General features: G+C 57.7%; 7 protein-coding genes. 4 read left to right on the top strand and 3 right to left on the bottom strand.

What is annotated here, in order from left to right; genetic code table 11:
- Positions 1-117 precede the first annotated feature (117 nt).
- Entirely contained in the window at positions 118-1,503 is a 1,386-nt protein-coding gene (locus tag ACP5J3_RS01200; protein WP_428493982.1) for an acyl-CoA dehydrogenase family protein, read from the bottom strand.
- 390 nt (positions 1,504-1,893) lie between these two features.
- Here ACP5J3_RS01200 and ACP5J3_RS01195 point away from each other — a divergent pair, with 390 nt between their 5' ends.
- Together ACP5J3_RS01195 and ACP5J3_RS01190 are read left to right on the top strand one after the other, a co-directional pair.
- On the top strand, positions 1,894-3,528 hold the full coding sequence (locus ACP5J3_RS01195) for an acyl CoA:acetate/3-ketoacid CoA transferase (protein WP_428493981.1): 1,635 nt from the start codon (positions 1,894-1,896) through the stop codon (positions 3,526-3,528).
- Between the two features lie 28 nt (positions 3,529-3,556).
- The gene (locus tag ACP5J3_RS01190; RefSeq protein ID WP_428493980.1) at positions 3,557-4,672 is read left to right on the top strand and encodes a 4Fe-4S binding protein; all 1,116 of its coding nucleotides are present in this window, start codon (positions 3,557-3,559) and stop codon (positions 4,670-4,672) included.
- Here ACP5J3_RS01190 and ACP5J3_RS01185 read toward each other — a convergent pair.
- Together ACP5J3_RS01185 and ACP5J3_RS01180 are read right to left on the bottom strand one after the other, a co-directional pair.
- Positions 4,653-4,868, bottom strand: a complete 216-nt coding sequence (locus ACP5J3_RS01185) for a hypothetical protein (protein ID WP_428493979.1) — start codon at positions 4,866-4,868, stop codon at positions 4,653-4,655. The genes ACP5J3_RS01190 and ACP5J3_RS01185 overlap by 20 nt on opposite strands.
- A 53-nt stretch (positions 4,869-4,921) precedes the next feature.
- Positions 4,922-5,794 carry an asparagine synthase C-terminal domain-containing protein gene (locus tag ACP5J3_RS01180; protein ID WP_428493978.1) on the bottom strand — a complete coding sequence of 291 codons (873 nt, stop codon included), beginning with the start codon at positions 5,792-5,794 and terminating at the stop codon, positions 4,922-4,924.
- A 70-nt stretch (positions 5,795-5,864) separates the two neighbouring features.
- Between ACP5J3_RS01180 and ACP5J3_RS01175 the strand changes: the two genes are divergently transcribed.
- Both ACP5J3_RS01175 and cbiS read left to right on the top strand, forming a co-directional pair.
- Positions 5,865-6,470 (top strand): ATPase, encoded by a 606-nt coding sequence (locus ACP5J3_RS01175; RefSeq protein WP_428493977.1) that lies wholly within the window; start codon positions 5,865-5,867, stop codon positions 6,468-6,470.
- A complete protein-coding gene (gene cbiS / locus ACP5J3_RS01170) occupies positions 6,467-7,453 on the top strand; it encodes a bifunctional adenosylcobinamide hydrolase/alpha-ribazole phosphatase CbiS (protein ID WP_428493975.1) in 987 nt (328 codons plus the stop codon). The genes ACP5J3_RS01175 and cbiS overlap by 4 nt, the downstream gene beginning before the upstream one ends.
- The last annotated feature ends 6 nt before the right edge of the window (positions 7,454-7,459 follow it).

Below are 7,459 nucleotides of genomic sequence, written 5' to 3'. Positions count from 1 at the left end.
GTTGCTCAGCATATAGAACCTACTTTTGTTTTTTGCATTTTTGCCGAGGCTGAAAAACCTCGTTTATAGCATCCACTGTAATCCCTCGCCTCCTTTTCTCACTAGGTTTGAGTCGATCTACTTGTCTATGACTTCTGTATAGAGGTAAATCTTGCTTAGGGCGGTTGCCCACTGCTTTCCTGAGTCCTCTGCCCACTCCTGGTAGTAGGTAGCGGCCGCCGCTTTCCCCAACATGGCTAGTAGTTTTTTCGAGTGTAGCTCTACGCCGTCTTTCAACGCCTCTGTCGCAAAGTCTTTGATATTTTGTAGGGCGGCTGTGAGTTTGTGTCTCGCCTCTTCGTCGCGTAGCTTGTTTATCCTAGTTGCTAGGTCCTCAAGTAGGGCTTTTCCAGCGTCTTTGCGGTAGAAGGCCTCGGCCATGTCGAGAGACTGGATGTTGCTTGTGCCTTCCCAAATCGCCGTGACCAGCGCGTCTCTGTGGATCTTCGCCATGGGGAACTCCTCCAAGAAGCCTATCCCGCCCATAACCTCCATGGAATACCTTGTTATTTCTATTGAGGTCCAGGCGGCGAGGTTTTTCACTATGTGTGTATGGAGCCTTGCGTAGTGGTAGGCGGGGCTGTAGGGGGGCCTCTCTGCATACGCCACGTCGCTGAAGGTTTTCGCGGCGGTGAGCGTGTATAAAAGCGTTGCCTGTAGCTTGGCCTCCATCTCCACCAAGTCGCGGAGGTAAAGCGGGTGCTCCACCAGTCTTTTTCTGAAGGCTCTTCTCTCGTTTCCGTAGAGATACGCCTCCCACAGAGCCTTCCTCGCCAGGCCGAGGCCGGCTGTGGAGTTGTCGATCCTGGCTATTGTCAAAATTTCCAACGCGATGTAGATGCCTATGTCGAGGGTCCCCAGTAGGTGGGCTTCGGTATCTCTAAGCTCTACTTCTCCAGTTGGGACGGTGACCGTGCGCAGTTTGTCTTTTAGCCTGAGTATTTTCCAGTTGGGTCTGCCGTTTGGTAGGTAGGCTGGGGCGAAGAAGGTGGCGACTCCCTTCGCGCCGGGCCTGGGCGGCGTTGGCTTGGCGGTTATTATGGCGGCGTCTGCCAGCCCCACGTTGGAGGTGAAGTACTTAATTCCTCTAAGTCTCCACTTTCCCTCCCCGCTCTGTTGAGCAACCGTCTCCAATCCGCCTAGGTCGCTGCCGGCTTGTACTTCTGTGTAGAAGGTGGCGCCCATCCAAGGCTTTTCTCTTTTCAAGAAGTTGGGGAGATACAGGGCCTTAGCCTCGTCGCTTCCGTACTTGGCGAGGCCATACGCCGTCTGCTCGGTGAGTGTGATTGTGCAGAAGAAGCCCGCGTCGGATATGACGTAGCCAGAAATGAAGTGGTACAATAGATCTCTTTCACCTGTGATCGTCTTCGAAACGACGCCGTGTCTCAACAAGTCGTATAGAGTCTGGAGATGGCTGGGCGACACCTCTACGTAGTTTATCTCCTCGCCGCGGACGCTCCACATCTTTAAGACAAGGCTTCGCGTAGTGGTCGACGTAGTACGCCTCTTCTATCATTTTCGTAGAGACGTAGTGACCTAAGGCGTCCAGGTCTGTATCGGGCTTAAAATTGAGGTTGTTGAGAAAGTATTGCAAAGGCTTGTCATGGCTGTAGTAGTTCTTGCCGGTGGTGAGCTAAAGTTTTTGAAACATGGTGTACTTCAAGGTTGTATTTTAATATGTAATATAGAAGATGCAGTTAAATTGACTGCAAAGTAAAGCTGAAATAGATTTTAAACCTACTATCGTAATTCACCGGGTTGAAAACCATAGATGATGAAGATTTCGACGAAAAATGAATTCTGTCCTATAATCAGTCAATATTAAAGTATTAGAATCGTTACGTGTGTCTAGGTATGGCACGGAAATTTGTGTCGGGGGCTGAGGCTGTCTCTAAAATTCCAGATGGGGCCGTGGTGGCTATTACAGGCTTCAACGCCGCCACGGCGCCTTTCTACCTAATTGACGAGTTGATAGAGAGGTATAGGAAGACGGGGCACCCGAGGGGGCTTTTCATAATTTCGGACACCCTCCCCGCAATACCCGGCTTTGGTCTTGACAAAGTTGGGAAGCTGATCCTGGAAGACCCGCACCAGGACTTTGTGAGGGGCTTTCTGCTACCGTTCTACGGCTGGGCGCCGGAGTTGCAGAAGGCCGTCATGAAGAACTTGGTGGAGGCCTACACTTGGTCCATTGGCATCGCCGCTAGATGGTTCCGCTCCGTTGCCGCCGGGGAGCCGGGGCTCTTCAGCCGGGTGGGCCTAGGTACATTTGTAGACCCGCGGCAGGACAACTGCTTTCTAAACGAGCTGGCTAGGGAGAGGAAGACCGTCACGGTTGAGCTATACGAGGTGCATGGAAGAGAGTACCTGCTTTACAGAGCCCCCAAGCCGAATGTGGCTCTGGTGAGGGTGACGACGGCTGACGAGATTGGGAACTTGAGTATGGAGCAGGAGGCGATATACGGCTCCGTCCTCGCCGTGGTGCAGGCGACCAAGGCCCACCCCGGCGGCGTCGTGATCGCACAAGTGCTGAGGACGGTGACGCTGGGGGAGATCCACCCCAAGCACGTGGTGGTGCCGGGGCCCTTAGTGGACTACATCGTCGTTACTAAGCGGGGCTCGGAGGTGGAGAAGTACCACTGGCAGAGCGGCTCCTTCGACTTCAACCCTGTCTTAAGCGGCGACGCGCCTTACAGTGCGGCGTACAAGCCGGTGGAGCTAACTATCGAGAGGGTGGCGGCTCGGAGGGTTGCCGTAGAGCTGGTTAACTTGGTGGGGAGGCTGGGGCGACCCGTGATTGTCAACCTCGGCATCGGCACGCCTACGATGGTAGCTGACATCGTTAGAGAGGAGAGGCTAGACGAGTTCATCCACCTAACCGTCGAGTCGGGGCCCTGGGGAGGAGTCGCCCTCATGGACGTCGACTTCGGAGTCGCCATGGGGCCCTACGCCATTATCCCAATGCCCGATCAATTCACCGTGTACGAAGGCGGCGCGATAGACGCCACCTCGCTGGGGTTTATGCAAATTGACAAGGAGGGCAACGTCAACCCGTCGTTTATGCCCGGGAGGCTTCCCGGGCCCGGCGGGTTCCCCGTCATCTCGACAGGCTCCCCCAGGGTGTACTTCGCCGGTGGGTTCACCGCAGGCCGGAGGAACATAGCGGTGAAGGACTGCAGGCTGGCAATCGCCGAGGACGGCCCCATTGTCAAATTCGTGGAGCGCGTCAACAAGATCGTCTTCAGCGGGAGGTACGCATTGGAGGGGGGGAAGGAGGTGCTCTACATCACAGAGCGGGCGGTGTTCAAACTGACGCCAAGCGGCCTGGAGCTCGTGGAGGTAGCCCCAGGCGTCGATCTCGAGAAAGACATCTTGGCTAAGATGGAGTTCAAGCCGGTGGTGAGGCACGTCGAGGAGATGGATAAGAAGCTCTTCTGTGAAGAGAGGCTGGGGCTGAGGGAGAAGGTTCTTGAAATGGTAAAAAGATAAATTTAAAAGGCGAAGTGTACAGGATAAGGTGATTAGAAGAGATAAGCCCTCTGTCCTCGTTGTAAGTGGCAGATCCGACTTGACGAAGTACCTTTCGCAGACTCCTCTCTACTTCGCATACCGCGGCCCCCACGGCGACTGGTTCAGATCGGTGGCCGAGAGGCATGTGGACTCCGCGGAGTGGCAACTCCTCCCGCCGGCGGAGGCGAAGGCGGCTACTCGCAGAGATCTGCTGACGGGCGGCTTCCTGAGGCTGAGGGACACTGTGGCGGTGAGGCAGGACAGGTGTATATGGTGCGGCCTCTGCGCCTCGCTCTGCCCAGCCTCCGCCTTTGAGTACGTGGAGAGGCGCGTGGCGAGGGTGAGGTACGAGTCTTGTATCGACTGCGGCCTCTGCAACGCCGTGTGCCCCGTTGATGCCGTGCAGATGCCCTCCCTCCCCGACGCCTACCTCGCGGACTTGGTAAAGACCGCCCCGGCGCCGCTTAGGTTTATCTGCGACTACGCCTTCCAAGACGGCGACGAGGAGGGGATACGCGTTAAGTGCATCGCCGCAATTCCAAAGCAGTACCTCTACCTCGCCGCGGCGAGACACGGCGAGGCCCGGGCCCACTGCTCAAGAGGCGAGAGCTGTCACCTGTGGCCGGCAGCGGCGAGGTGGGCAGAGGGACTGGATAGAGAGGGGAGAGATTTCGTGGTGAAGACGGCGAGAGCCCACCTGGAGCCGGGGGATAGGTGGCAGACGAGGATGCTGGCCGCGGCCCTGGGAATGCCCGTCGGCCAGCTAGAGGTAGCCCAAGGCTGTACCTTGTGCGGGGCGTGCGTCAACGTCTGTCCAACAAACGCCCTGGCTCTGAAAGGCTACGAGCTGAGGATAGTACCGGCTTTGTGTATAGCATGCGGCGTATGCGCCGACAAGTGCCCAGAGCGGGTCATCAAGGTGTTAAGAAGAGCCGTGGAGAAGCCGTACGAGACGCAGACGCTGTACCGCGACGCCCCGGCTAGGTGTGTCTCATGCGGCAGGCCCCTCCCCTACACGGAGACCATGGCGAGGAAGCTGGCGGAGCGCCTCAAGTCTAGGGGGTTGCCCCACGACCACGTATACCTATGTGAAGAATGCCGCTTCAAGACCTCGCCCGCCTAGCCCTGACGGCGTGCCTTTCCCCCTCCCGCCAGACATCCACAACGACGTAGCGGAAGAGGGGGAGGATTAGTCTAAGGACCTTTACGCAGTCCTCGTCACTTGTCTTAACAACCAGCTCCTCAGGCCCCCTCTCCTTAATATACTTCACAGCCTCAATAGAGCCCTGGGGGCAACCCGGAACCTCAAGAACATCCATAGGAAGGAGAATATTAAATTTTTAAAAAAATAACCAAAACTGGCGTAGCTATTCTACGCAGGGTTGCCGGCGTACCAGCCGCACATTTTGCAGTACCTCCCGTCGGTTTCTGCGCCGCATACAGGACACGGCCTTGCACCTTCACGCGCGTAGGACAAGCCCATGTTGCGGAATAGGTGGTAGAGATACCTCGCGGCGCCTTTTACCGGGATATCTACATGAACCTCTCTGCCCCGCGCGGCGAGTACGTCGTAGAGTTTCTTGAAGCCGCTACCCACCTCAATTGGGTCTTTCCTCCGGCGCCCCACCCCGCCCAGCGCCTTTTCGAGCTCAAGGCGCAGTAGGCACTTCCCCACCCCGCACTTTATCTTCTCCTCGAGGGGGATTGACATGAGGAACTCCTCTATCTCGAGAAACGGGGCTTTTACAGAGACGCCTAGGGCCTTTCCGATGTCAAAACTACAGAAGTACCACCGGCCCCGCATTTGGCGTAGATAGCTGGCCAGCTCGTCAACTCCCTTTCTCAACATAAAGTCGTAGCCGATGCAGAGCTCGTCTCCGCCGTCCCCCGTACAGACTCTAGAAAAGCCGCGCATCTTGGCCTCCAAGAGGCCGATGTAAACAGCGGCGCAGTTCACCACCTCCATGGGATTAAACACCCGGAGAATTTTCACAACCTCGGCAACTGCCCCCAGCGCCTCCTCCACAGTTACGTATCTCACCACTAGAGGCATGCCGAGCGCCTCGGCGGCGGCGACAGCGTACTGGACGTCGCTACCCCCTCCGCCGAGGAGCTGGATGTTTATAAGCAACGGCCTCCCCGGGGCGTGTACATACGCCACGGCGGTGGAGTCGACGCCCCCGGAGAAGAGAACAGCCTCACACGGCTCCCTAAGCGCTACGTCTCTCAACTTATCCAGTATCACACGCTAGAAAACTCCTATATATAAAGGATGTTAAGCCAATATTTAAAAAAAGTCTGAAGATCTCGACACGATGAAAATAGCATTCTATTCAGGCGGCAAAGACAGCGTCTACGCGTATCTTCTGGAAAAGCCGGTGGACCTCCTCTTCTTCTCCATATACAGCTTTCCGCGGCCTTCGCCGCATATCGTAAACATAGGCAAAGCGCTGGAGCTGGCGGCGGCGTTGGGCGTTCCCGTAATAGCGGCGCCGTTGCCCAAGGGCCGGGAATTTAACTACAAGGCGGATTTGCTCAAGAGGCTGGGCGCCTCCGTCCTGGTAGCGGGCGACCAAGCCGTGGAGGACCACCTGGCCTACATGAAGAAGCTGGCTGACTCCGTTGGGGCGGAGCTCAAGGAACCCCTCTGGGGAAGGGACCCGCGGGAGGTTCTCATGGAAGAGGTCAAGCATATGGATTTCGTAGTGACCGGCGCCTTCCACAGGGAGTTGATATGTAAAGAGGTCAATGGAGAAAACGTGTTGGAATTCCTAGGGTTGCTGGAGAGGCTTGGGGTTGACCCCATCGGAGAGAGGGGCGAATACCACAGCCAAGTTGTGCGGGTTGGGGACGTGAGGGTGGAGTACCGTTGCGGCGGTGTGATGGACTTCGGCGGCTACTACATCGCCAAGCTGTTATGACCGGGGTGAGGGTGGAGGAGGGCGGGCTATGGGTCGAGGCGCCGGGTCTCGCCCTGTCCTCGACCGTAGACGGCGGGCTTAGGCGAGTCAAGGGCGCCGTTTTTAGGCAGGTCCGGGGGCGCGCGACGTGCGGCGAAATGGAGGCCGGGGCTTATCCAGACTACCTAAATTTCTACACAGCGGTTGACGTGGAGAGGCGCCACGCTGTGGTTAGTGGGGGCTGGGTGGACGTGGTGGCCACCGCTGGTTTAGGCAACACCATCAACGTCTTGGCTGTAATGCGCATAGAGCCCGACGCCAGGGCCTTGGCAGACGCCTTTAGACTCGCCGCAGAGGCCAAGGCCGTGGCCGCGTGCGACTTGGGGATTAGGCGCGGGGGCCGTAGGGTGGGAGGCGACGTCTCAGACGCCGTGGCTGTCGTGGCGACGGGCGGGGCGGCCAAGCGCTACGTCGGGCTGGGCACCGATGTGGGGGAGGAGCTATATAGGCTTGTCCGGGAGGCTGTGGTGAAGGCGCTCGGCGACTTGGGGGTCGACTGGGAGCTTAGGCAGAACCTCGGCGTGGGCTACGGCGACTTGCTAAACGCGGCTATGGAGATATACTCCAGGGCCCCCGTCCCAGGAGCCGGGGATGTGGGCAAGGCGGTGAAGGAGATGCTGGACGCCTACCTGGCCGATCCCAATGTCTGGGCTTTTATATACGCCGCGGGGGAGCTAGACGCCAAGGCCGCGGCTGGTTGCCACCGGGGGCTCACGGCGGAGGAGCACGCGGGGGACAGCAAGAAGATTATTGCCGACGAGGCGCTGGGGGTGGCCCTGGCCCAGTACATAAACGGGTTCAAGGCTGTGGAGATGATGTACTGGATAGATAGAGAGAAACCGGGGCCCCTGGCCGATCTGCCGATGTACGCCGACGACGTCGCCGCAGCCCTCCTTGCTGGAGTCTTGTCGAGGCTGTACGACAAGTTGATATACGGAGTTTAGTAGAGC

The sequence above is a fragment of the Pyrobaculum sp. genome, assembly GCF_049971835.1.
Taxonomy (GTDB): domain Archaea; phylum Thermoproteota; class Thermoprotei; order Thermoproteales; family Thermoproteaceae; genus Pyrobaculum.
The sequence above is the reverse complement of the archived record's forward strand: the minus strand, read 5'-3'. Positions and strand labels throughout refer to the sequence as shown.

Excerpts from the sequence above, each read along its gene's own strand:
- ACP5J3_RS01185 (WP_428493979.1), bottom strand. The coding sequence starts at position 4,868 with ATGGATGTTCTTGAGGTTCCGGGTTGCCCCCAGGGCTCTATTGAGGCT.
- ACP5J3_RS01195 (WP_428493981.1), top strand. The coding sequence starts at position 1,894 with ATGGCACGGAAATTTGTGTCGGGGGCTGAGGCTGTCTCTAAAATTCCA.
- ACP5J3_RS01175 (WP_428493977.1), top strand. The coding sequence starts at position 5,865 with ATGAAAATAGCATTCTATTCAGGCGGCAAAGACAGCGTCTACGCGTAT.
- cbiS (WP_428493975.1), top strand. The coding sequence starts at position 6,467 with ATGACCGGGGTGAGGGTGGAGGAGGGCGGGCTATGGGTCGAGGCGCCG.
- ACP5J3_RS01200 (WP_428493982.1), bottom strand. The coding sequence starts at position 1,503 with ATGTGGAGCGTCCGCGGCGAGGAGATAAACTACGTAGAGGTGTCGCCC.